This is a genomic window from Embleya sp. NPDC055664, from assembly GCF_053618075.1.
On record NZ_JBSHGZ010000003.1, the window covers coordinates 36,470 to 58,851 of the forward strand.

A 22,382-nucleotide genomic window follows, 5' to 3' on the forward strand; every position below is an offset into this window, starting at 1 on the left:
ATGGCCAAGGTCAACATCAGCCTGGACGCGAACGCCGTGATCGAGGTCATGGTCCTGTCGGGCGTCCGCAACGCACAGGACGCGATCGAGGCGGTCGTCCTCGACTACATCGCCCGCGGACATCGCACCGAGGCGCTGACCGGCAACGTCGAGGAGCACCGGCGTACGGTCGAGGAGCGCGAGCGGCGCAACCCGGTCACCGAGTAACGCGCACCGCTCCCGGCGGTGGTCCCACCCTCACACACCACATTGTTGTCCCTTTTGACCGGAGGCCCCGTGCACGGGCCGAAGGGGCTGGGCGAGAATGGTGGTGACACGTGTGACACGAAGCCACACGTCGGGTCGCGGGGGAAGAGGTTGTGCGCATGCGGCTGTGGCTGACCTATCTCGCGTTCATGTCCTCGGTGGGTCTGACGAACCGTACGAGCCACCTGTGGCGCAGCGCGCGTGTGGCCGACGACGTCATGCTCGCGTTCCGGGCGCTGCCGCTGGGCGACCCGGCGCGGCGCGGGCTGGTGCGGGCGATGGCGCTGGTGGCGATCCAGATGTGGTGCATGTCCATAGTGATCGCGGTGTCGCCGTGGTTCGCGTCGGATGGGGAGAGTCCGGCGGCGTTCTGGGGCTACCTGTCGCTGGTCGCGTTCGTGGTGGCGCTCGCGGTCGCAGTGGTCGAGCTGACGGTGATCCTGTTCAACCGGCCGCGCAATGTGGTCGCGCCGCACATGCGCGCGGAGCGGGGCGTCCTGCGGTGAGGGCGCGGGGCGTGTTCGGGGGCGGGATGTGTAGGGCGCGATACCGGGGGACGGGCGGGTCCGCGCGGGCGTGATGCGCCCCGGCGTGCCCTGTACCCGGCCGCGTAGCCGGTCGTGCCTACGGCAACAACGCGCAGCCGCCGTAGCCCAGTACGTGTTCGCGCAGTAGGTCGCCCGTGGCCGGGTCGCGGCGGCGGAAGGCGGCGACGATCGGCTCGTGGTCGGCAGCGTTCTCGTGCAGGTCCATGCGGTACACGCGGATCGACAGCGTCGTCCAGACTTCGATGCCCAGCGCCTCCCACACCGAGCCGAGCAGCGCGTTCCCGGACGCGGCGACGATCTCGCGGTGGAAGGCCACCCCGTGCCGGACCTGCGCGGCGGCGTCACCGGCCGTCGAGGCCGCGTGCAGGGCGGCGACGTGGCGATCGAGCGCGGCGAGCCGTTCGTCGTCGATCCGCGGCAGCGCCAACCGGGCCGCGGTCTCCTCGAGGCCCGCCCGGACCGGGTAGATCTCGCGCAGATCGGCCTCGCTGAAGGAGCGCACGCGTACGCCCTTGTTCGGCTCCGATTCGACCAGGCCCAGCTGTTCCAGCTCGCGCAGTGCCTCGCGTACGGGGGCCTGGCTGACGCCCAGCTCGACCGCGACGCGGCGTTCGACGATGCGCTCGCCCGGTGCCCAGCGGCCCGCGACCACGGCCTCGGTGACGTATTGGCGGATCTGTTCGCGCAGCGGACGGCGTTCCAGGGTCGGGCGGGGCGGCTCGGCGGTCGGGCGCGGCTCGGTCATCGCGCCAGTGTAGGCGGAGAGGGTAGCTTTTGCGCAATGATCGATCATTGCGCAGAATGAATATGCTTCGCCGCCGGGCTTCAGTCGGAAGCCGGTGCGGAAGCCTTCACCGATACGAAGGAGGCGGCCCGGATGTCACCCCACACGTCGAGCCGAATCCCGCCCGGGCAGCTCGACCAGCTCCCCGACCGGGACCCCGAGGAAACCGCGGAATGGGCCGAATCGCTCGACGCCGTCGTACGCGCTGCGGGCCCCGGCCGAGCCCGCCTGCTGCTGGCCCGCCTCCTCGAACACGGCGCGCACCACGGCCTCGACCTGCCGCCCGTGACGCGCACTCCGTACGTCAACACCGTGCCGACCGCGGCCGAGCCGGCCTACCCCGGCGACCTCGCCCTGGAGGAGCGGATCACCGCGTACAACCGGTGGAACGCCGCCGCGATGGTCACCCGGGCGAGCCGGTTCGGCCTCGGCGGGCACATGGCCACCTACGCGTCGGCGGCCTGGTTGTACGAGGTCGGGTTCGAGCACTTCTTCCGGGGGCGGGCCGACGGCGGTTCCGGTGATCAGATCTACTTCCAGGGACACGCTTCGCCCGGTGTGTACGCCCGGGCCTTCCTGGAAGGGCGCCTGACGGTCGATCAGCTCGACCGGTTCCGACGCGAGGTGGGCGGCGGCGGGTTGCCGTCCTATCCGCATCCGCGATCGTTGGGCGGATTCTGGGAGTTCCCGACCGTGTCGATGGGCCTGGGTCCGCTGGCCGCGGTCTACCAGGCCAGGTTCAACCGCTATCTGGACCACCGCGGCATCAAGGACACGTCGCGCAGCCGGGTCTGGGCCTTCCTCGGCGACGGCGAGATGGACGAGCCCGAGGCCACCGCGGCGCTGACCCTGGCCGCTCGCGAGGGGCTGGACAACCTGGTCTTCGTGATCAACTGCAACCTGCAACGCCTGGACGGCCCGGTGCGCGGAAACGGGCGGGTGGTCCAGGAGTTGGAGAGCGTATTCGCCGGCGCCGGCTGGCATGTGGTCAAGGCGCTGTGGGGTCGGGACTGGGACGACCTGTTCGCCCGCGACCACGACGGCGAGCTGATCCGCCGTCTGGAACACACGCCCGACGGCCAGTTCCAGACCTACTCGGCCGCGGATGGCGCCTACATCCGGGACAACCTGCTCGGCGGCACCCCCGATCTGCGGGACGTGGCCGCGCACTTGGCCGACGCGCGGCTCGCCGAGGTGGTCGGGTGCTCGCGGGCGGGCCACGAACCCCGCAAGGTACACGCGGCCTATCGGGCAGCGGTCGAGCATCGCGGCGGCCCGAGCGTGGTGCTGGTGCAGACGGTCAAGGGCTGGACGCTCGGACCCGGCTTCGAGGCGCGCAACGCCAACCACCAGATGAAGAAGCTGCGCCAGGACGAATTCCGGGTGATGCGCGACCGGCTCGACCTGCCGGTGTCCGACGCCGACCTGGACGGCGAGTTGCCGCCGTACCTGCACCCGGGACCGGACTCGCCCGAGGCCCGCTACCTGGCCGACCGGCGGCGCGCGCTCGGCGGCCCGGTCCCGGCCCGGCGTACCGCGTTCACCCCGCTGCCGGAGCCGCCGGCGCTGACGTCGGCGCCGTTCGCGGCGCTGCTCAAGGGGTCGGGGAAGCAGGAGATCGCCACCACGATGGCGTTCGTCCGGCTGGCCAAGGACCTGATGCGCGACCCCGTCGTGGGCCGGCGCTGGGTGCCGATCGTGCCGGACGAGGCGCGCACGTTCGGGATGGAGTCGATGTTCCCGACGGCCGGGATCTACTCGCCGCACGGGCAGACCTACGACGCGGTGGATCGCGAACTGCTGCTCTCCTACCGGGAGGCGGTGGACGGCCAGATCCTCAACGAGGGCATTACCGAGGCCGGCGCGGTCGCCTCGTTCACGGCGGCGGCCACGGCGTATGCCACGCACGGCGAGCCGATGATCCCGTTCTACGTCTTCTACTCGATGTTCGGGTGGCAGCGGGTGGCCGACCAACTGTGGGCGCTGGCCGATCAGATGGGACGCGGCTTCCTGATCGGCGCGACCGCGGGCCGGACCACGATGACCGGCGAGGGGCTGCAACACGCCGACGGGCACTCGCAGTTGATCGCGTCGACGAACCCGGCGTGCGTGTCCTACGACCCGGCCTTCGCGTACGAGATCGCGGTCATCGTGCGGGAGGGGTTGCGGCGGATGCTCACGGCCACGCCCGAACACCCCACGGGCGAGGACGTCTTCTACTACCTGACGGTGTACAACGAGCCGCTGCCGCAGCCGGCGATGCCCGGGGGCGGGGCGGCTGAGGGCGAGCGCTCGGCGGTCGGGCAGAGCGGGGCGGTCGAGGGGATCCTGCGGGGCATGCACTGCTGTGCGCCCGTCGCCGACGCGGAGGCCGACGCCGAACTGCTCGCCAGTGGCACGGCGGTGCGGTGGGCGCTGGAGGCGCAACGGCTGCTCGCCGAGGACTGGGACGTGCGGGCCCAGGTGTGGTCGGTGACCTCGTGGACCGAACTGCGCCGCGAGGCGCTGGCCGCCGGGGAGGACCAAGTCCCCTACGTCACCCGGGCCTTGGCGGGCGCGACCGGGCCGGTGGTGGCGGTGAGCGACTGGATGCGCGCCGTCCCCGACCAGATCGCGCCGTGGGTCCGGCAGGAGTGGACCTCGCTCGGTACGGACGGGTTCGGCCTCTCCGACACCCGAGCCGCGAGCCGCGCCCACTTCGCGGTGGACGCTCCGTCGATCGTGATCCGCACCCTGCGGATGCTGGCCCGCCGGGGCAGGGTCAAGCCCGAGGCACCCGAGGAGGCGATGCGGCGCTACGGCCGGTCGTCGGGGTGACCGGTGGGGTGGTCGTCGTGCCCCCGACTCCGAACGGCCGCCGCGCGGTATTCGAGCACTTCGGCATCCGACGCCGATACGACCGGGGCCGCCTCCTTGGTTGGGGGCGGCCCCGGTGGTCGGTCAGCTGCCGGCGATCAGTTGTGCCGGGCCGAAGGTGTTGCCGGTGGTGGGGTCGGGGGTGTTGCCGCCGGGGAAGGTGTGGACGTTGCCGTTGGTGGTGCGGGCCCACAGGTCGGCCTTGCCGTCGCCGTCGAAGTCGCCGTCGGTGGAGACCTGGGGGTAGGCGGTGGTGTCGAAGCCGGTACCGACGAGGGTGGGCGTGGCGGTGTAGGCGTCGAGGTCGGCGGTGCCGTCGGCCTTCTTCACGGAGGCGTATTGGTACACGTTGCCGTTGGTGCGGTCACGGACCCACAGCTCGGGCAGTCCGTCGCCGGTGACATCGCCCGGGACCATGACGTCCTGGTTCTGCCGGGTGGCGGGGCCGATGGGGATGGCGTGGTCGAAGGAGCTGGAGCTCACACCGCCGATGAACAGCAAGAGGCGTGCGTTCCCGGCGCCGTCGTCTTCGATGGTGAACAAATCGTTGGAGGATACGCCGAGTTCACCCACCGCGACGCCGTCCACGTCGCCGGCGGCCACGAGTTGCCCGACCCGAGCCCAGGTCGGCGCGTAGCCGACGCACTTGCCATCGGACTGGGTGGGGTCCGCGCAACGGGAAGGCCGGTTGACCACCGACTTCTGACCCCGCTGGAAGTAGCCGTTGGCCGGGTTCGACGTGTTGCGATACATCGAGATGCCCGTGCCGTTGAAGGCGTACAGGTTGTCCGCGCGTGAACCACCGCCACGGTGGCTGACCAGGGCGCCGGTCCACGTGTCGTCGCTCATCGGGCCGTGGATGTTCGAGGAGGCGACCCTGCCACCCGCTGCCGGGTCGTCTCCCGCGCTGTGGAACCGCAGGGCTCCGGTCGGGTCGACGCTGAGCACGTCGATCTTGCCGTCACCGGAGATGTCGCCGGGTTTCGGCGCGGGTGGGTTGGGATCGCTGGGGGCGTAGAACGTGTAGGTCGTTTGTTGCGAGCGGTTGCCGGCGCGGTCCACGGTTTGGGCGTAGAGGTGGTTGGTTCCCCATTGCGCCACCGTGAGGGGCGGGGTGCGCCAGGTGCCGGAGGCCGTGTCGTAGACGGCTCGTGTGGCTCCGCCGACGGGGATGGTGCCGTTGAGGGAGTATTCGACGGCGGTCACGTCGGTGTCGGATCCGGTGCCGAAGACGAACACGCCTGCCTGTCCGGCGTATTTGCCGCCGCCGTTGGCCGGGAAGTCGGTGCTGGTGACGGTCGGTGGGAGTGCGGCGGTGGCGTCGTAGGTGAACGTGCAGCCGGCGGCGCGGTCCGGGTCGGGGGCGCCGGCCAGGCCCGACTCGACGGTCCAGGCGTAGGTCTTGCCGTCGGTGAGCAGGGTGGCCGGGATGTACGCCTGCGCCTCGTGGGTGCCGTACGACTTCGAGACCCAGCCGCTGTCGAACGTGGTCGGATCACCGTTGCCGACCTCGTGCAGTTCGAAGTGGGCACCGGTCAGCGGACCGTTGGCCTCGCCGACCGTCGCGAACAGGTCGAGCGTGCTTGTGGAGCCGATGGTGCCGATGTAGCCGCACGTCCCCGCCGACCCGTTGACCGGGGTGGGGCTCATCCGGAGGTTGGTGGGGCCGCCGGCCATGGGTTCGGCGGAGGCCGACGCGGTCAACGTGCCGCAGGCCAGAACACCGGCGACGAGGCCGGCGGCGAGTGCGGAGAGTCGACGGGGGCTGGGGACGGGTTTCCTTCGGGTCATGGATGCACTCCTCGTGTCGCCGGGATCACCGGGCGAAGGGAAGGCAACCAGTCGCCTGGGACACCCGCAATGGGTGTCGGATCCTTGCATTTCCACTGGCGCGACAGAGAGTCGTCATTACGATCCACAGAGTGACGGTGAGTTGTCGGGATCCACCGATTCGGCCGGCTTTCGGATCGGTACGACGCTTTGCGGTGCCGCGAGGTTGTAGTGAGAGATGGCACATCGGGTTGGATGGGGAAAATGCGTGGCCCAGGGAGGGTGGGGCCGGCAGCGTGTCGGGGCATGGTGATGTTGCGTCGGATTCGGGCCGACTTCGATGCGCGCTCGTTGGTGGTGTACCAGGCGTATGCGCCGGCCATCGCCGAACCGGCGTTGCGGGAGGGGCGGTTCGTGGCGCCGTTCTCGTTCGGGCGGATGACCTGGGTCAAGCCGTCGTTTCGCTGGCTGATGCACCGTAGTGACTGGGGGCGCAAGGCGGGCCAGGAACGGGTGTTGGCCGTGCGGATGACTCGGGCCGGGTTCGAGGAGGCGCTGGCGCGGGCGGTGTCGACCGAGGGGTCGGTGGCGGGCGCCGATGTGCATGTGCAGTGGGATCCGGAGCGGTCGTTGCGTGGTGCGGCGCTGAATCACTACAGCATTCAGGTGGGGATCGGGCGCGGATTGATCCGGACGTTCAACGAGGAGTGGGTCGTCGGGATCACCGATCTGACGCCGCTGGTAAGGCGGTTGGCGGGATTGGTGAAGGACGGGCGGGTCGCGCAGGCGCAGCGCCTGTTGCCGCCGGAGAAGTTGTACCCCCTGCCGGCGGCGGTGGCGCGGCGCGTGGGCGTGGACGGCTGAGCCGACGCGTGGGCCGTCAGGCGTGCATGCCGCCGTCCACTCGGCGCGAGTGCCTTGGTTCCGACCGTGGTTTCCGCTGCGTTTCCGGGCGTGGCGACCGCATTGTGTACACCACCCGCCGCTTCGGCCGTACCCGGGACGGTGTCGGCGCCGTCGGCTCGGCTGCCGATGTCGGGCGGGATGGTTGGCTTCTTCGGGCTTTGGGGGGTGTGGGGAGGGCTATTGCTATCGACAGGCCGCCGTGTTGGTTGGCTTGTGTGGTGATTCGGGCTGCGTGGGCGTGGGCTATGGCCTGGACTATGGACAAGCCCAAGCCGGAGCCCTTGGCGGAGCCGGTGCGGTTGGGGCCGAAGCGGTGGAAGGGTTCGAAGAGGTCGGGGATGCGGGTGGCGGGGATCACCGGGCCGGTGTTGCGGATTCGGAACGAGCCGGGGGAGACGCCGATCGTGATGAAGCCGCCCGCGTGGTTGTGACGGACCGCGTTTTCGATGAGATTGGTGACCAGTTGGCGGAGGAGCAGGGGGTCGCCGGCGACCGTGCTCGCGGCCAGGTTCGCGTCCACCCGGACCCCTGCCCGCTCGGCCGCCGGGCGGGTTTGGCGCAGGACGTCGGCGGTCAGTTCGTCCAGCGCGACCGGCGACACCCGGATGCTTCCGCGCTCGCTCACCGCCAGGTTCAGCAGGCCGTCGATCAGCCGCTCCGTGCGCCGGTTCAGCGCCAGCAGGTGTTCGCGGGTCTCGACGATGTCCGCCGGCGAGTGCGGATCGGCGAGGCCGATCTCGATCGCCGTGCGCTGGATCGTGAGTGGGGTGCGCAATTCGTGTGAGGCGTTGGCGACGAACAACCGCCGGCTGTCGAAGGATTTCTCCAGCCGATCCAGCATCCCGTCGAACGTGTCGGCGAGTTCCTTGAGTTCGTCGTCCGGCCCCGGCATTGCGATCCGCTTGTGCAGGTTGTGCTCGGACAACCGGCGCGCGGTCGCGGTGATGCCGTGCACCGGGCGCAGTACGCGGCCCGACATCCACCACCCGACCAGGATCGAGGCCGCCGCGAGGAGGAGCAGGGCGGCGCCGAGTACGGTCAGCAGTTGGCTCATCGTCACCTCCTGACCGACCGAGCTGGCCCGGCGAATCCGCTCCAGGGGCAGCGCGTACTGGGCGTACGCCCCCGGTTCGGCCGGTTGCGCCGGTGCGGCCTGTACGGGGGCGGCCGGGCCGAACGTGGCCACGTCGCCCGAGGCGTCGAGCGACAACGTCCTGGCCATCGCCGTCGGCAGCCGCTGCGACACACGCTGATCGACGAACCAGTACACGATGCCCAACAGCACCGTCCCGACCACCAGCGACATGCCGCCATACATCAACGCCAGTCGCGCCCGCGCCGACGGCCGCCGGAACACCGCCCGCCCGAGCAGTCGCAGATCGCCCGCAAGGTCGCGCGCCGCCACCACACCGTTCATATCAGGTACCCCGAGCCGGGTACGGTCCGGATCACCTGGGGGTCGCCGAGCTTGGCCCGCAGCTTCGACATGGTCACCCGCACGGTGTTGGAGAAGGGGTCGATGTTCTCGTCCCAGACCCGCTCCAGCAGTTCCTCGGCGCTGACCACCGCGCCGTCGGCCGCCATCAGCGTGGCCAGCACGGCGAATTCCTTGTGTGCGAGTCGAACGTACTCGCCGTCGCGGGTGACTTGGCGCCGCGCGCTGTCCAGCACGATGCCGTGCTTCTCCAGCACCGGCGGCACCGCCGGTGTCGCCCGACGCCCCAACGCCTGTACACGCGCGAGGAGTTCGGCGAACTCGAACGGCTTGGGCAGGTAGTCGTCGGCGCCGAGGCGTAGCCCGGCCACCCGCTCGGGCACGGTCCCGGCGGCGGTCAGCATCAGGATCCGGGTACGCAGCCGCCCGGCCACCACCCGCCTGCAGACCTCGTCACCGTGTGTGCCGGGCAGGTCGCGGTCGAGCACGAGTACGTCGTAATCGTTGACCGCCAGCCGCTCCAACGCGCTCTCGCCGTCGTACGCCACATCGACCGCGATCGCCGCCCGACGCAGCCCTCGGGCCACCAGGTCGGCCAGCAGTTCCTCGTCCTCGGTCACCAGGACTCGCAAGGTTTCGTCGCTCCGCTTCGGGGCCGATGGGGGGAAATGGGCGACTTCGAGTCGGCCCCCACCGTTTATACGCGACCCCGTGTTAGCTCCGGATAACCAATTCGGGTGACGGCCGGGAAACCCGCCGCCACGTAGACCTGCTGTCGCACACATCCCGTCCACGACGCCGTGGGCGGTGCGTGCGACCGGACGTCCGGACCATCGGGCCGGACGGCGGCGGGATCACAGGCGGGAGCGGCAGTGATGACGAGGTTCGGGCGCACGGGATCGGGACGGCCCCTGGTGTTGCGGTGGGCGGCCTGCATGGTTCTGGTGGGCGGCCTCGCCTTGACCACGGCCGGGTGCGGGGGCGACGACGGCGGGTCGGCGAAGAACAAGGTGGCCTCGGGCGGCGGCAGCGCCGGCAAGGACCAGAAGGCGGGCGGTCAGCCGGGCGCCGGCAAGGACGACGCCAAGGCGCGCTACGAGCAAATGGTCAAGTTCGCGAGTTGCATGCGCGAGAACGGCATCGACATGCCCGACCCGGAGCAGGGTGAGGGCGGCGCGATGCGGATGCCGGCGATGACCATGAACGGCGACATGGGCAAGACCGAGAACGCGATGAAGGCGTGCGAGAAGTTCCAGCCCAAGCTGGACTTCGACCCCAACGACCCCAAGTACAAGGAGTGGCAGGCCAAGCGCGCGGCCTGCATGCGGGAGAACGGCGTGGAGAACATGGACGACGGCGGTGGGGCCGCCGCGGTGACGATCGACGGGAGTGACGACAAGGTCATGAAGGCGATCGAGATATGCAGCAAGAAGGTCCCGCCGTTCGAGAAGCAGAAGTAGGGGCCGCCTCGTGGTTTCGATCGACACCCCGCAGCAGTTCGAGGAGGAGAGCACGTCGCAGCCGGTGGCCCCGGATCGCACGGCGTACCCGCGCGAGCGGCGCCGGCGCCGGCGGCGGCGCGCACTGGCGGCGGCGCTGGTCCTGGCCTCGGCGGGCGGCGCGGCGGCGGTACTGCTGTCCGACGGCGGTGATGGCTCCGACGCATCCGCGAACCGCACGAAACTGGACGCCGTACCGGTGACCCGCGCCGATCTGGTCGACCGGCAGAACGTGGACGGCAAGCTCGGCTTCGCGGGCACCTACTCGGTGAACGCGGCGCCGCCCGGCGCGGACCCGGAGGTGCCGGGCGGCGGTGCCAACAAGCCGCAGGGCGGGACGGGCGGCTCCGGCCAGAACGCGGGCACGGGCAACAACCCCGGCGCCAACCCGGGCACGGGCAAGGGCTCCGGCACAGGCTCGACCTCAGGTGGAGGTGGAGGCTCCGCAACCGGCGGCGGCAACGCTCCCGGCACCGGGAATTCACCCGGCACCGGCAACGCACCCCCCGACGGCGGCAACAACCCCGGCCCCGGCACCATCACCTGGCTCCCCGGCGTCGGCGACACCCTCGTGCGCGGTGATCGCGTCTACGGCCGGGACGGGACCAAGGTGCCGCTGTTCTACGGCGAGACGCCGTTCTGGCGGGCGTTGTCGGTCGGCGTCGACAAGGGTGTGGATGTCCGCGAACTGGAGCAGAACCTCCAGGCGCTGGGCTACGGCGGGTTCACTGTGGACGAGAAGTTCACCGACGCGACCGCCGGCGCGCTGAAGAAGTGGCAGAAGGACATGGGCCACAAGCAGACCGGCCGGTTCGATCCCGGCGACGCGGTGGTGCTGCCCGACTCGGTCCGGGTCGGCGAGGTCAACGCCACGCTCGGCGCGAGTTCGCAGGGACCCCTGCTCAAGGCGAGCGGCACCGGCCGCCGGGTCACCGTGAACCTGCCGGTGAACAAGCAGACGCTCGCCACCAAGGGCGCCAAGGTCCAGGTCACCCTGCCCGGCGGCAAGACCGCGAGCGGCACGATCACCCAGGTCGGCACGGTGGCCAAGGAGGGCGATCAGTCCCCGGGCGCGCCGTCGGGCGGCGACAAGGCCACCATCCCGGTCGACATCGCGCTCGACCAGCCCAAGGACGCGGGCACGTTGGACGGCGCGCCGGTCAGCGTCGGGTTCACCGGCAAGGAGAAGAAGGGTGTGCTCACCGTCCCGGTCAACGCGCTGCTCGCCCTTGCCGAGGGCGGCTACGGCGTCGAGGCGGTCGAACCCGACGGCGGCACCCGGCTGTTGAAGGTCGAACTCGGCATGTTTGCCAACGGACGCGTCGAGGTCACCGGCGACGGCGTGACCGAGGGACTGAAGGTCGGGGTACCCAAGGCATGAGGAGGTACCGCAAAAGCTCGCCGGGCGAGGCCGAGTCGACCCCGGCCGCCGGCCCCGGCGGCGCGGCGCCCGTGATCGAACTCGACGGGGTCGGCCGGTCCTACCCGGGTGGCGTGCATGCCCTGATCGACGCGAACCTGACCATCGAGACGGGCGAACTGCTCGCGGTGGTGGGACCGTCCGGGTCCGGCAAGTCGACGATGCTGCAACTGATGGGCACCCTGGATCGGCCGACCGAGGGTGTGGTGCGCCTGCTCGGGCACGACATCGCCGGCTTGACGGATCGTCAACTCTCCGGCGTACGGGCGAACTGGATCGGCTTCGTGTTCCAACAGTTCTTCCTCACCGACCACTTCACCGCCGTCGACAACGTGGCCAACGGTCTCTACTACCACGGGATTCCGGTCCGTGAGCGGCGCGAACGCGCGGCGGAGGCACTGGCCCGGGTGGGGCTGGGCGGTCGACTCGACCACGTGCCGCGGGAGTTGTCCGGCGGCGAGCGGCAGCGGGTGGCCATCGCCCGCGCGCTGGTGGCCCGTCCCGCACTGGTCCTGGCGGACGAGCCGACCGGTGCGCTGGACTCGCGCTCCGGCGCGACGGTGATGCGGCTGCTGCACGAACTGCACGCGGACGGCACCACGATCGTGGTGATCACGCACGACCCGGGCATCGCCCGGTCGCTGCCACGCCGGGTGGAGATCCTGGACGGCCGCATCCACGCCGACAGCGGTGCGCCGACCGCCCAGCCGGCGGGGGTGGCGGGATGGTGATCCTCGGTCGGGACCGGGGCCCCCGGTCCTCACTCGTCCCGCTGCCGGACACCGCCCGGCTCGGTCCGGTCGACGTGGTCCGGGTCGGCCTGCTCGGCGTGCGCGGTCGGCCGATGCGCGCGATCCTGTCCGGTCTGGGCATCGCCATCGGGATCGCCGCGATGGTCGCCGTCCTGGGCATCGGCGCGGCCAGCCAGGCCCGGTTGATGGACCAGATCCGCAGCCTGGGCACGAACATGCTCTCGGTCGGACCGGGCGAGAACATGTTCGGCAACCGGTTGCAACTGCCCGAGGAGGCCGTGGACATGGTGCGCCGGATCGGTCCGGTGACCTCGGCGAGCGCGACCGCCCAGCTCGAGGGCCGGAGTGTACGCCGCACCGATCGGATCGACCCGCGCGAGACCAAGGGCATCACCGTCGCGGCGGCCCGCGAGGATCTGCTCGGCACGATCGGCGGCCGGGTCGGCAAGGGGCAGTGGTTCAACGCGGCCACCTCCCGCTACCCCACGGTCGTGCTCGGCGCACGGGCGGCGGAACTGCTCGGGGTCGACGGGCCGAACCGGCAGGTGTGGATCGGCGACCGCTGGTTCACCGTGATCGGCGTGCTGAAGCCGGTGCCGCTGGCCCCCGAGGTGGACCGCTCCGCGCTGGTCGGCTGGCAGGGTGCCAAGGACCTGCTCGGCTTCGACGGGCACCCGACCCGGATCTACGAGCGCTCCGACGAGAACGCGGTCAACAATGTCCGCGACGTGCTGGCGGCGACGGCCAACCCGGCCGATCCCGGCGGGGTCAAGGTGAGCCGTCCGTCGGACGCGCTGGAGGCGCAGTTGGCCGCCAAGAACACCTTCACGGGCCTGTTCGTCGGACTCGGCGCGGTGGCACTGCTGGTCGGCGGGGTCGGGGTGGCCAACACGATGGTCATCTCCGTACTGGAGCGCCGCCAGGAGATCGGTCTCAGGCGTGCGCTGGGCGCCGGGCGCGGGCAGATCCGCCTCCAGTTCCTGACCGAGGCGGTGACCCTGTCCGGCCTCGGCGGGGTGGCCGGCGTGCTGCTCGGGCTGATCGTGACGAGCGGGTACGCGCATGCGAAGAGGTGGCCGTTGGTGCTGCCGTGGCCGGCCATCCTGGGCGGCGTCGCGGCATCGGTGGCGATCGGCGCACTGGCGGGGTTGTACCCGGCCGGACGCGCGGCGCGACTGCCACCCACGGAGGCGCTGAACGGGGCCTGAGGGCGCGGGCGCGGCCCGGGCCGGCCGCCGATCGGGTGGAGCTGGGCAAAGGCTGGGCAATTCCTGAGTGTCGGCTGGGCAAGATTTCACCCCCACTCCCACAGACTTGCGCCACCGACCGTCGACGAGACCGTCCGACTGCGGATTTCACCCTCCGCGTTCGGGCGGTTTCGCCACGTGTGGGCCCGAGTTGGGTGATTCCGCTACCGGCGCGGGCCGGCCAACCGACGGGAGGGGTCGGCCGATTCCGGCGGTACCGAAGTCGTGCGTTCCGCATCAGTGCAGGTGGGAGGGGGAGAGGAGACACAACGTACGACCAGATGATGACGCCGACCCGGTCATGTCATCGATTCGGTTGACAGTGGCCGGCGGCGAAAGTCGGTAATCTTTGAGACGGAAAAGCGGTTCAGCACCCCCCGCATCGCCCGGTCGACCGGAATCTGTCGCAACCGCGGAGCGCCCGCCCTGCGTCAACCCACCCGACCGGTGTGTCGTGTCCTCGTCCTACGATGACGCAGCAGAGGGCAGGGCGTGGTGAACACCACATCACCACCGGCTCGGGTCCGGTGCTGTCGGACTCGACGAGTCGTTGGGGGTTGATCAGCAGTGTTGCGCGTTCTCGACGATCGCCGGGACGACGGCGACGATGTCGCCGCCGGCGGGTCCGCTCCTGCGGGCACCCTCATCGAGTCACGGCGGCCCGACGCGGCGGAGACGACCGGCGAGACGACGACCCCCTCGAAGGTGGACCGCGGCGGTGTCCGCGGCGTGTTGTGGTTCGCTCCGTGGCAGCTGCTCCTGTTCCTGTGGCGGACGTTGTGCGGCGAGTGGCGCGGCATCGTGGCCGACCCGGTGCGCCAGTTGTGGCGCAGCCGCGGCAAGGGCCTCGCGCTCGCCGTGGTGGCCAGTTCGGCGGTGATCTTCTTCCACGCGGTCGGGCAGACCCCGGCCGGCAAGACCGTGGTCCGACTCGTCGGTGGGGTCAGTGCCGACCTGCCGCTGTGGTTGGCACTGCTGCGCACGCCGATCTCGCTGTTCGTGCCCGCGCTGAACCTGCCGGTGTGGGCCGGCATCACCCAGCTCTTCCTGGCGTTCGCGATCGCGCAGCTCTCGCTCGGCGCGGGCCGCACGCTGATGGTCGCCTACGTGACCACGCTCGCGGGCACGATGGGCGCCCGGATCATGATCGCGATCGGTCCGGACCACGCGCTCGGCCTGCCGTCCTCGGCGGCGCACGTGCTGGACACCGGTCCGTCGGCGGCCGTGGTGGGCCTGTTCACGTATCTGTCGATCATCCACCGCGCGCCCATACTCTTCACCATCACCGGCGGGTCGATGGTCCTGGAGTCGATCATCCTGCCCAACCTCGCCGGCCGTGAGCACCTGATCGCGGTGGGCGCGGCGATCGTGCTCGGTCTGCTCGCGGGGCGGACCCGGCCGGGGTGGTTGGCCTGGACGGACGGGCCCCGGGAGCGGGTGCGGGCCGTGCTGGCGGTACCGGTGGCCAAGGTGCGCATGCTCGGCGCGATGCCGGGTGTGTGGCTGCGGGCCAGGCGGAACGCGCGACGCGAGGCGACGGTGGTGCCGGTGCGCACGGTGGACCTGAGCAAGGCCGACCTGGACGGGGTCGTCGCCGGGCGGGCGCGCGAGAACGCGTAGCCGGATCGGGCGGAAGTGGCGGGCATGCGCGGAGCGCGTGCCCGCCTTTCGTTTGCCTTTCGTGTCGCTTTCGGCGGCCTTCGATAGTGGTCTAGACCAATATTGCCCGGTGCTCGGCGCGGTGGATACCTTCGGGACACCGCGCCGGAGGTCGTTCCGGGGCGGGTCGCCGCAGTCCGGAGGTAGCACCCGCATGCTCGATTCCCCCGTGCCCGGGTCGGTGATGGCCCGTGAGATCGCGGCGCAGCCCGAGGGGTTGGCGCGGATCCTGGCCGACGGGCTCGGGCCGATCCGGGCCGCCGCAGCCGCGATCCGGGCCCGCGACCCGAAGTTCGTGCTGTTCACCGGGCGCGGGACGTCCGACAACGCCGGGCTGTACGCGCGCTATCTCACCGAGGTCCTGCTCGGCCTGCCCGCCGGGCTCACCTCGATGTCCACCACGACCGCGTACCGTGCCCGGCAACGGCTGGCCGACTGCCTGGTCGTGACGGTGAGTCAGTCGGGGGGTTCGCCGGACCTGATCGCCTCCGCTCGACAGGCCCGCGAGGACGGCGCGTTCACCCTCGCGGTGACCAACAACGCCGATTCGGTGCTCGCACAGGAGTCCGACCTGCACCTGGACGTACTGGCGGGCCCCGAACTCGCGCTGCCCGCGACCAAGACGTACACGGCCGAACTGCTCACGCTGTTCCTGCTCGTGGACCACATCCGGGGCGGTACGGGCGAGGCGGCTCTGGGGTTGCCCGCCGCGGCTCGGGCGATCCTGGCTCGCCAGGCGGAGATCGAGGCGCCGGCCGAGCGGTACCGGTTCGCGGACCGGCTCGTGGCGACCGCGCGCGGCTACGGGTATCCGACCGCGTGCGAGGCGGCGTTGAAGATCATGGAGACCAGCTACATCGGCGCCCAGGCGTTCTCCGGCGCGGACCTCATGCACGGGCCGCTCGCGATCGTGGACCGGGGCTGGCCGGTACTGGCGGTGGCGCCGGAGGGTGCGGGCGGCCGGGCGCTGCGGCCGGTGCTGGACCGGCTGCGCGAGTGCGGCGCGGACCTGTTCGTGGTCGGCGCGGCCGAGCCGGTGGCCGAGTACGGGCGGGGCTTCGTGTTGCCGGGCGGGGTGGCCGAGGAGGTGTCGCCGATCCTGGAGATCCTGCCGCTGCAACTGCTCGCGCGCGAGATCGCGCTGGGGCGCGGATGCGACCCGGATGCGCCGCGGGCGCTGGCGAAGGTGACGCAGACGCGGTAGGCGGAGGCGGGCTCGGGTGGTACGGCCCCCGGGCCCGCGCCGTTTTCAGGCCGTGCGGTCCAGGTTCGTCGACGCCTCGCGGGCGTCCAGGAGTTCGTCCCAGTGGGCCGCGGCCCACTCGCAGGCGGCGGCCATCGGGACCAGCATGCCGCGGCCCAGCGGGGTGAGGGCGTAGGTCACCCGGCGGACCGTGGTCTCGGACGCGGTGCGGCTGATCAGGCCGTCGCGTTCGAGCGCGCGCAGGGACTGGGTGAGCACCTTCGCGGTGACGCCGTGCATCGGGACGCGCAACTCGGAGAAGCGGCGCGGGCCACCCTCCAGGCAGCGGATGATCATCCCCGCCCACTTGTCGCCGAACCGGATCGGGGACAGGTTCGACGGGCAGACCGGGTCGAACATGTCCGCGCGCAGTGGTTCTCCCGTGAGTTCCCTCGTGGCCTCGCTCATGCGTCCACCGTAGTCGGTATCCAGGAGGTAACCACGACCCCGGATAGCGTGCGCGGCGGTGGTCGACACAGGGATCGACCCGGGGATACGGGGGTGTTTTCGATGAGCGAGATCATCGTCTTCGGCGCGGGTGGTCGCACCGGTCGGGCCGCGATCGCGGAGGCGCTGCGGCGTGGGCACGGGGTGACCGCGGTGGTGCGTGATCCGGCGAAGTACGGGGACCTGGCCGGGGAGCGGGTGCGGGTGGTCGCCGGTGACGTGACGGACGCGGACGCGGTGGCCGAACTCGCGGCGGGTCACGACGGGGCGATCGCGGCGGTGTACGACCCGGCGGCGCCGACGGCGGACTTCTTCACGCGCGCCGTGCGGGCGCTGCGCGACGGGCTGGATCGGGCGGGCGTGCGGCGACTGGTGTGGGTGGGGCTGGCCTCGGTGTTGCCGACGGCGTCCGGCGTGCTGCTGATGGACACGGCGGGATATCCGCAGGAGTACCGGCAGTTCTACCTGGCGCATGGGGCGGGCAACGCGGTGCTGCGCGAGGTGGGCGGCGGGCCGGACTGGGTCGTGTTGAGCCCGGCCGGGGACTTCGATCACGCCGGTACGCGCACCGGTGTGTGGCGGCGGGCCGACGGTGACGCCGAAAGCCGGGTCTCCTACCCCGACTTCGCCATCGGGCTGCTCGACGAGCTGGACACCCCCACCCTGCACGGCGTGCACGTCGGGATCGCGGACGGCCGATGACCGGCCGGGTGGTCGGCGAGCATGTGGTGGACGGCCCCGACCCGTGGGCGGGTGGGCACGCGGGGTAGGTGGGCGTACGCAGGCCGGGTGTCTGCCGGGTGCTTGTGCCGCGTCGGGGGCGTGCCGACGGGTTCTAGGCCCGTGCCGAGCCGGTGTGTTCGACGGCGAAGAGGCGGTGTTCGGCGCGGTCGAGGGCCACGCGGACGGCGCCCAGGGCCACGCCGTCGGCGCCGAGGGCGGACAGTTCGACGCGCGGCATGCGCAGGCACAGGCGTTGCAGCTCGGCGGTCAGGGGCGGTACGGCGTCGGCGAGGCCGGCCGCCCAGCCGCCGATCACCACGATCTCCGGGTCGAGGGCCAGGACCAGCGCGGTGACGTCGTGGATCAGGCGTTGGACGAAGCGGTCCACCGCCTCGCCCGCGGTGCGGTCGCCCTCGGCCGCGTGCCGGAACACCTCGCCGACCGCCGCTTCGTCCAGCGGCGGCAGGGGGGTGCCGGTGGTGGAGAGCAGGTTCTCCGGGGTGACCTGGCGGCCGAGCAGGTGCAGCGCGCCGATCTCGCCGGCCGCGCCGCCGAAGCCGCGGTGCAGCCGACCGTTGATGAACGAGCCGGCGCCGGGACTGAGGCCGGCCATCACGTAGACGATGTCGTCGGAGCCGACCGCCACGCCCTTCCAGCGCTCGCCGATCGCGGCCAGGTTGGCGTCGTTCTCCACCTGGACCGGACAGCTGAACGAGCGGCCCAGCCGGCCGCCGAGGTCCAGGCCGGTCCAGCCGGGCATCGCCGAGGACAGGGTGACCACACCCTCGGTGTCCACGATGCCGGGGGTGCCGACGCCCACGCCCCAGAGCGAATTGCGCGAGACCTGGGCTCGCCGCAGGGTCTCGCTGACCGTGGCGCGAACCCGTTCCAGGCGGTCCTCGGCCTCGCAGCCCTCCTCGACGGTGCGGGCGGAGCGGCCGATGATGGTGCCGCCGAGGTCGGCGAGGACGACCCGGATGCGGTGTACGCCGACGTCGATGCCGAGCAGGTGGCCGGCCTCCGCGTGGAACCGGAAGCGCCGGGCGGGACGGCCGCGCGGACGGCTGCCGTCCTCGCCCTCGGCGGTGGTGGTCTCCACGACCAAGCCCTCGGCGAGCAGACCGTCGACGACGCCCTCGACGGTGGGTCGGGACAGACCGGTGGCCTCCATCAGGGCTGTCACCGTCAGCACCTCGCCGCCGCGCAACGCACGCAGGGTCGCCGCGGAATTGATCCGCCGGACCACGGAGGAATCCCCGCCGGTCGCCTGTGCCACAGCTCTTGTCCTCTCCCCGCGTCGTCACACGGGACCTTGGTCCGGGCCGCCGCGCCCGTCATGCACGCCGTCGTCGCTCAGGCGCGGATGGTACCCAGATTTCGGGTCGGGATCAGGATGCGGGCCGCAGCGCGGTCGGCCCGGCCTCGGCGAAGGCGAGCCGGCAGGTGTCGGCGCGGTAGGTGGCCACGGTGACCGCGGCGGTGCGGCCGAGCGCGGTGTACGTCGTCGTCACGACCAGGACGGCGGTACCCGGCGGACGCTCCAGGTAGCGCGCCTCCTCGGCCTCGGCCACGGCCAACTCGACCGCGCGGTGCCGCCCTTCGAGGCGGTGGCCGCGCAGCTGACGCAACATCAGCGAGGCCCGCTCGAAGTTCGGAACGCGGGTGGAGAGGGAGGGCACGACGGCGCGCGAGACGTAGAGGCACTCCAGGCCGACCACCTGGCGCATGGAGAACTGGCGCCGGCGCAGGCGGTGGACCAGGGCCGAGGGGCGGCCCTTGAGGGTGTCGGCGAATTCCTCGGTGACCGGCACGGTGGCGCAGTCGATCACCTCGCGGTCGCGCAGGTCCACGCCCGGCCAGCCCTCGCCGTCGGCGCCGAGGGAGACGTCGACGCGAGGGCCGGCGACCGTGGTGCCGGCGCCCCGCTTGCGGACCAGGCGGCCTTCCAGCTCCAGCTGCTCCAAGGCGTGTCGGAGGGTGGCCCGGGCGACCCCGAAGCGCGCGGCGAGGTCGCGCTCGTTGGGGAGGATGTCGCCGGAGTTGAAGTCCTCGTCGATCGCCTTGAGCAGGGAGGTGCGCAGTTGCCAGTACTTGGGTTCGCCGAAGACCGCCGTCTCGTCCGGCATTGTCGCCATGCTGCTCACGGACGCCCCCTCGGCTCTCCGACGCCTGCTCGGCGTGGATTTATTGCATGCTCGGTTTACTAAAGACGGTTGAATATAACCGCGTCGGACCACGAAAGGTCCAGACCAAGTCGGATGAACTTCCCGGTGACCTGTCTCACATCGCCACATGCGGCGCGACACCTCCTGCTCGACCTGCGCGAACGACACACCCCGCCGGGGCGGGCGTGGGGTGAGGGAATCGCGGGGGAGCCGAGCGTCGGGTCGGATTCCGGCGGGGACCACGCTCGGGCCACACCCCCGACGAGGCCTCACGCCCCCCATCCTGCGGCACGGCGGAAACCATCCGACGACTTGGTTTGCTCACCCCGGGAACGCCCGGACGAACATTCGGGGAGGAGCCGTCGAAGCGAGGTGTGCCCGGGCTCCGTCCGGCGGCAAAATTGGTCCAGTCCAATGTATTGACGGTGTGGGAGGGGAGGGCCACGCTTTGGCCATTGGTCTATACCAAGTCCCCCACAGGAGTCCCCCGTGGCACGTCGTTTCGTCCCCATACTTGCCGCTGCCGCCGCGTCCGCCGGGTTGCTGTCGATGTTCGCGCTCACCGGTGGAGCCACCGCCGCCGGGCCCGCCGCGTCCGCGCCGGGCGGCGTCGGGAGCAACTGGTACGCCGCCGCCCCCTACCTCATGCCGCTCGACAACGACCCGCCGGACGCCGGTGCGGTCATGGACGCCACCGGCCTGAAGGCGTTCCAGCTCGCGTTCGTCCTCGCGCCCAACGGCGGTGGTTGTACGCCGACTTGGGACGGAACGAAGCCGGTATCCACGGATACCGCGGTGGCGGGGGTGATCGCCGCGATCCGGGCCAAGGGCGGTGACGTCTCGGTGTCCATCGGCGGTTACGGCGGCACCAAACTCGGTCAGACCTGCGGCACACCGGAGGCGACCGCCGCCGCGTACCAGCAGGTGGTCGACAAATACGGGCTCAAGGCGCTCGACTTCGACCTCGAGGAACCGGAGTACGAGAACAGCGCGGCCATCCACAACGAGATCGGCGCGGCCAAAATCCTCCAGCAGAAGAATCCCGGCATCTACATCTCGGTGACCACGGCCGGCACCGCCGACGGCACCGGCTGGTTCGGCAAGCAGATGCTCAACGAGGCCAAGGCGCAGGGCTTCACGCCGGACAACTTCTCGATCATGCCGTTCGACGGCGGCTTCAACGGAGCGGCGGCGCAGACCTCCGCGCTGACCAACTTCAACTCCATCCTGCGCAGCACGTTCGGCTGGGACGCCGCCACCGCCTATGCCCACGAGGGCATTTCGCAGATGAACGGGCGCAGCGACACCGGCGAGTACTTCTACCAGGCGGACTTCCAGACGGTCTACGACTACGCGATCAGCCACCACATGGCACGCTTCACGAACTGGTCGGTCAACCGCGACCGGCAGTGCACGCCACCGGACAACGGCGGGCGAACGTCGGGCGTGTGCAGCAGCGTTCCGCAGGCACCCTGGGACTTCACCAAGTTCTCGGTCCGCTTCGCGGGCGCCACGCCGCCCACGACCCCGCCGACCACGACCCCTCCGACGACCACCCCGCCGGGCAACTGCACGATCGCGGCGTGGGATCGGGCGGCGGTCTACCAGAGCGGCAACTCCGTCTCCCACAAGGGCCATTCGTGGAAGGCGAAGTGGTGGACGCAGGGTGAGGAGCCGGGGACGACCGGGCAGTGGGGGGTGTGGCAGGACCTGGGGCCCTGCTGATTCTCCGCCGCGCCGGCTGTGTTCTCAGTGCGATCGGCCCACCGGTAGGTCGAGTTGGTACTCGGTCGACCGGTGGGTCGGTCGGTAGCCGAGGGTGTCGTTGATGGCGCGCATCGCGTGGTTGGCGTCGGCGGTGTCGGTCAGCAGTGCGGAGAGGTTCGGGTGGTGTTCCCGGGCCTGCCGGATGGCCTCGGCCTTCATCCACAGGCCCAGGCCGTGGCCTCGGTGTTCGGGCAGGACGCCCGTGCTGTAGTGCTGACCGTCGCCCTTGCCGTCGCCGGGAACGACCAGTTCGGTGAAGCCGGCGATGGTGTCGGTGGCCGTGTCGATCGCGACGACCGTGTGCAGCAGCTCGCCGCGATCGGCGATGGCCTGGGCCGCCGCACGGAGGCGTTCCACGTCCCAGAGGACCGTTCCGTAGTCGGTCTCGCCCATCGGCATGTCGTCCATCGCGCGGCGGGAGGCGGCGAAGGTCTCGGCCAGTGCGTCCGGGACGGTGCCGTCCCAGGAGTGCAGCCGATAGCCGGGGTGGTCCCGCTCGGCGATCGCGGCCCACGCCGCGTCGCCCGGCTCGTGGTCGGTCAGGGGCAGCCGGGTGTAGATCAGGGTCAGCACGTCGCGGAATCCCCGCTCGGACAGGAACGCCGCGCCCGGCGAGTCCGCCTTGGCCTGGGCGAGCAGCGAGCGGCGGCCCGCCCCCCGGGCGGCCTCGACGGCCGCGTGGAGCAGAGCGGTACCGACGCCGTCGCGGCGCTCGGCCGGGTGTACGTGCACCTCCACCTCGGCCAGGTGGTCCTGGCCGGGTTTGTCGAACAGCCGCAGGAAGGCGGAGCCGCGTGGGATGCCGTTCGCGTCGGCGGCCAGCCAGGCCAGGCGGTGGGCGCTGGGGCTGCGCTTCGGGTCGGCGAGTGGGGTGAGGTAGGTCGGCAAGGGGGCTCCATGGGTGGTGCTCGGTGC

20 protein-coding genes are annotated in these 22,382 nt (G+C 71.3%); 12 read left to right on the forward strand and 8 right to left on the reverse strand.

All coding sequences use genetic code 11. The features are described 5' to 3' along the window. Together ACWGR4_RS05910 and ACWGR4_RS05915 are read left to right on the forward strand one after the other, a co-directional pair. The gene (locus ACWGR4_RS05910; RefSeq protein WP_078979074.1) at positions 1-207 is read left to right on the forward strand and encodes a DUF2191 domain-containing protein; all 207 of its coding nucleotides are present in this window, start codon (positions 1-3) and stop codon (positions 205-207) included. 158 nt (positions 208-365) lie between these two features. Next, positions 366-752, forward strand: a complete 387-nt coding sequence (locus ACWGR4_RS05915; protein WP_380009954.1) for a hypothetical protein — start codon at positions 366-368, stop codon at positions 750-752. Positions 753-870: 118 nt separating this feature from the next. Here ACWGR4_RS05915 and ACWGR4_RS05920 read toward each other — a convergent pair whose 3' ends face one another. Then, the gene (locus ACWGR4_RS05920; protein ID WP_380009951.1) at positions 871-1,539 is read right to left on the reverse strand and encodes a GntR family transcriptional regulator; all 669 of its coding nucleotides are present in this window, start codon (positions 1,537-1,539) and stop codon (positions 871-873) included. A gap of 132 nt (positions 1,540-1,671) precedes the next feature. Here ACWGR4_RS05920 and aceE point away from each other — a divergent pair, with 132 nt between their 5' ends. Next, positions 1,672-4,395, forward strand: coding sequence for a pyruvate dehydrogenase (acetyl-transferring), homodimeric type (aceE, locus tag ACWGR4_RS05925; RefSeq protein WP_452130682.1), 2,724 nt, complete (start codon positions 1,672-1,674; stop codon positions 4,393-4,395). A 123-nt stretch (positions 4,396-4,518) separates the two neighbouring features. On the opposite strand, the gene ACWGR4_RS05930 is transcribed toward aceE, so the two are convergent. Further along, a complete protein-coding gene (locus ACWGR4_RS05930; protein WP_452130683.1) occupies positions 4,519-6,225 on the reverse strand; it encodes a hypothetical protein in 1,707 nt (568 codons plus the stop codon). Between the two features lie 285 nt (positions 6,226-6,510). Here ACWGR4_RS05930 and ACWGR4_RS05935 point away from each other — a divergent pair, with 285 nt between their 5' ends. Beyond that, entirely contained in the window at positions 6,511-7,068 is a 558-nt protein-coding gene (locus ACWGR4_RS05935) for a DUF4291 domain-containing protein (protein ID WP_380033290.1), read from the forward strand. A gap of 16 nt (positions 7,069-7,084) precedes the next feature. Here the strand turns inward: ACWGR4_RS05935 and ACWGR4_RS05940 are convergent, their stop codons facing one another. Further along, complete coding sequence (locus ACWGR4_RS05940) at positions 7,085-8,527, reverse strand: sensor histidine kinase (protein WP_452130684.1); 1,443 nt, start codon at positions 8,525-8,527, stop codon at positions 7,085-7,087. After that, entirely contained in the window at positions 8,524-9,177 is a 654-nt protein-coding gene (locus ACWGR4_RS05945) for a response regulator transcription factor (RefSeq protein WP_380009933.1), read from the reverse strand. Before ACWGR4_RS05945 ends, ACWGR4_RS05940 begins: the two co-directional genes overlap by 4 nt. A 243-nt stretch (positions 9,178-9,420) precedes the next feature. On the opposite strand from ACWGR4_RS05945, the gene ACWGR4_RS05950 reads away from it, so the two are divergent. The 6 genes from ACWGR4_RS05950 (at position 9,421) to ACWGR4_RS05975 (ending at position 16,326) form a co-directional block, all read left to right on the forward strand. After that, positions 9,421-10,005 (forward strand): hypothetical protein, encoded by a 585-nt coding sequence (locus tag ACWGR4_RS05950; RefSeq protein WP_380009930.1) that lies wholly within the window; start codon positions 9,421-9,423, stop codon positions 10,003-10,005. Positions 10,006-10,015: 10 nt separating this feature from the next. Beyond that, positions 10,016-11,425, forward strand: a complete 1,410-nt coding sequence (locus ACWGR4_RS05955; RefSeq protein WP_452130685.1) for a peptidoglycan-binding protein — start codon at positions 10,016-10,018, stop codon at positions 11,423-11,425. After that, positions 11,422-12,195 carry an ABC transporter ATP-binding protein gene (locus tag ACWGR4_RS05960; protein ID WP_452130686.1) on the forward strand — a complete coding sequence of 258 codons (774 nt, stop codon included), beginning with the start codon at positions 11,422-11,424 and terminating at the stop codon, positions 12,193-12,195. The genes ACWGR4_RS05955 and ACWGR4_RS05960 overlap by 4 nt, the downstream gene beginning before the upstream one ends. After that, the gene (locus ACWGR4_RS05965) at positions 12,189-13,424 is read left to right on the forward strand and encodes an ABC transporter permease (RefSeq protein ID WP_452130687.1); all 1,236 of its coding nucleotides are present in this window, start codon (positions 12,189-12,191) and stop codon (positions 13,422-13,424) included. The genes ACWGR4_RS05960 and ACWGR4_RS05965 overlap by 7 nt, the downstream gene beginning before the upstream one ends. 606 nt (positions 13,425-14,030) lie before the next feature. Beyond that, positions 14,031-15,083 carry a hypothetical protein gene (locus tag ACWGR4_RS05970; RefSeq protein ID WP_452130688.1) on the forward strand — a complete coding sequence of 351 codons (1,053 nt, stop codon included), beginning with the start codon at positions 14,031-14,033 and terminating at the stop codon, positions 15,081-15,083. A 193-nt stretch (positions 15,084-15,276) separates the two neighbouring features. Further along, on the forward strand, positions 15,277-16,326 hold the full coding sequence (locus ACWGR4_RS05975; RefSeq protein ID WP_380009916.1) for an SIS domain-containing protein: 1,050 nt from the start codon (positions 15,277-15,279) through the stop codon (positions 16,324-16,326). Between the two features lie 45 nt (positions 16,327-16,371). On the opposite strand, the gene ACWGR4_RS05980 is transcribed toward ACWGR4_RS05975, so the two are convergent. Continuing rightward, positions 16,372-16,773 (reverse strand): winged helix-turn-helix transcriptional regulator, encoded by a 402-nt coding sequence (locus ACWGR4_RS05980; RefSeq protein WP_452130689.1) that lies wholly within the window; start codon positions 16,771-16,773, stop codon positions 16,372-16,374. Positions 16,774-16,875: 102 nt separating this feature from the next. Between ACWGR4_RS05980 and ACWGR4_RS05985 the strand changes: the two genes are divergently transcribed. After that, positions 16,876-17,514 carry an NAD(P)-dependent oxidoreductase gene (locus ACWGR4_RS05985; protein WP_452130690.1) on the forward strand — a complete coding sequence of 213 codons (639 nt, stop codon included), beginning with the start codon at positions 16,876-16,878 and terminating at the stop codon, positions 17,512-17,514. Between the two features lie 133 nt (positions 17,515-17,647). Here ACWGR4_RS05985 and ACWGR4_RS05990 read toward each other — a convergent pair whose 3' ends face one another. Both ACWGR4_RS05990 and ACWGR4_RS05995 read right to left on the reverse strand, forming a co-directional pair. Next, positions 17,648-18,811, reverse strand: a complete 1,164-nt coding sequence (locus tag ACWGR4_RS05990; protein ID WP_380009907.1) for an ROK family transcriptional regulator — start codon at positions 18,809-18,811, stop codon at positions 17,648-17,650. A 112-nt stretch (positions 18,812-18,923) separates the two neighbouring features. Further along, on the reverse strand, positions 18,924-19,670 hold the full coding sequence (locus ACWGR4_RS05995) for a GntR family transcriptional regulator (protein ID WP_078974328.1): 747 nt from the start codon (positions 19,668-19,670) through the stop codon (positions 18,924-18,926). 579 nt (positions 19,671-20,249) lie between these two features. Between ACWGR4_RS05995 and ACWGR4_RS06000 the strand changes: the two genes are divergently transcribed. Further along, on the forward strand, positions 20,250-21,425 hold the full coding sequence (locus ACWGR4_RS06000; RefSeq protein ID WP_452130698.1) for a chitinase: 1,176 nt from the start codon (positions 20,250-20,252) through the stop codon (positions 21,423-21,425). Between the two features lie 24 nt (positions 21,426-21,449). On the opposite strand, the gene ACWGR4_RS06005 is transcribed toward ACWGR4_RS06000, so the two are convergent. Continuing rightward, positions 21,450-22,355, reverse strand: a complete 906-nt coding sequence (locus tag ACWGR4_RS06005) for an N-acetyltransferase family protein (RefSeq protein WP_452130691.1) — start codon at positions 22,353-22,355, stop codon at positions 21,450-21,452. Between the last annotated feature and the right edge of the window lie 27 nt (positions 22,356-22,382).

Bases quoted from the DNA above. Each gene is read 5' to 3' on its own strand.
- ACWGR4_RS05910 (WP_078979074.1), top strand. From the start codon at position 1: ATGGCCAAGGTCAACATCAGCCTGGACGCGAACGCCGTGATCGAGGTC.
- ACWGR4_RS05915 (WP_380009954.1), top strand. From the start codon at position 366: ATGCGGCTGTGGCTGACCTATCTCGCGTTCATGTCCTCGGTGGGTCTG.
- ACWGR4_RS05920 (WP_380009951.1), bottom strand. From the start codon at position 1,539: ATGACCGAGCCGCGCCCGACCGCCGAGCCGCCCCGCCCGACCCTGGAA.
- aceE (WP_452130682.1), top strand. From the start codon at position 1,672: ATGTCACCCCACACGTCGAGCCGAATCCCGCCCGGGCAGCTCGACCAG.
- ACWGR4_RS05930 (WP_452130683.1), bottom strand. From the start codon at position 6,225: ATGACCCGAAGGAAACCCGTCCCCAGCCCCCGTCGACTCTCCGCACTC.
- ACWGR4_RS05935 (WP_380033290.1), top strand. From the start codon at position 6,511: ATGGTGATGTTGCGTCGGATTCGGGCCGACTTCGATGCGCGCTCGTTG.
- ACWGR4_RS05940 (WP_452130684.1), bottom strand. From the start codon at position 8,527: ATGAACGGTGTGGTGGCGGCGCGCGACCTTGCGGGCGATCTGCGACTG.
- ACWGR4_RS05950 (WP_380009930.1), top strand. From the start codon at position 9,421: ATGACGAGGTTCGGGCGCACGGGATCGGGACGGCCCCTGGTGTTGCGG.
- ACWGR4_RS05960 (WP_452130686.1), top strand. From the start codon at position 11,422: ATGAGGAGGTACCGCAAAAGCTCGCCGGGCGAGGCCGAGTCGACCCCG.
- ACWGR4_RS05965 (WP_452130687.1), top strand. From the start codon at position 12,189: ATGGTGATCCTCGGTCGGGACCGGGGCCCCCGGTCCTCACTCGTCCCG.
- ACWGR4_RS05975 (WP_380009916.1), top strand. From the start codon at position 15,277: ATGCTCGATTCCCCCGTGCCCGGGTCGGTGATGGCCCGTGAGATCGCG.
- ACWGR4_RS05980 (WP_452130689.1), bottom strand. From the start codon at position 16,773: ATGAGCGAGGCCACGAGGGAACTCACGGGAGAACCACTGCGCGCGGAC.
- ACWGR4_RS05985 (WP_452130690.1), top strand. From the start codon at position 16,876: ATGAGCGAGATCATCGTCTTCGGCGCGGGTGGTCGCACCGGTCGGGCC.
- ACWGR4_RS05995 (WP_078974328.1), bottom strand. From the start codon at position 19,670: ATGGCGACAATGCCGGACGAGACGGCGGTCTTCGGCGAACCCAAGTAC.
- ACWGR4_RS06000 (WP_452130698.1), top strand. From the start codon at position 20,250: ATGTTCGCGCTCACCGGTGGAGCCACCGCCGCCGGGCCCGCCGCGTCC.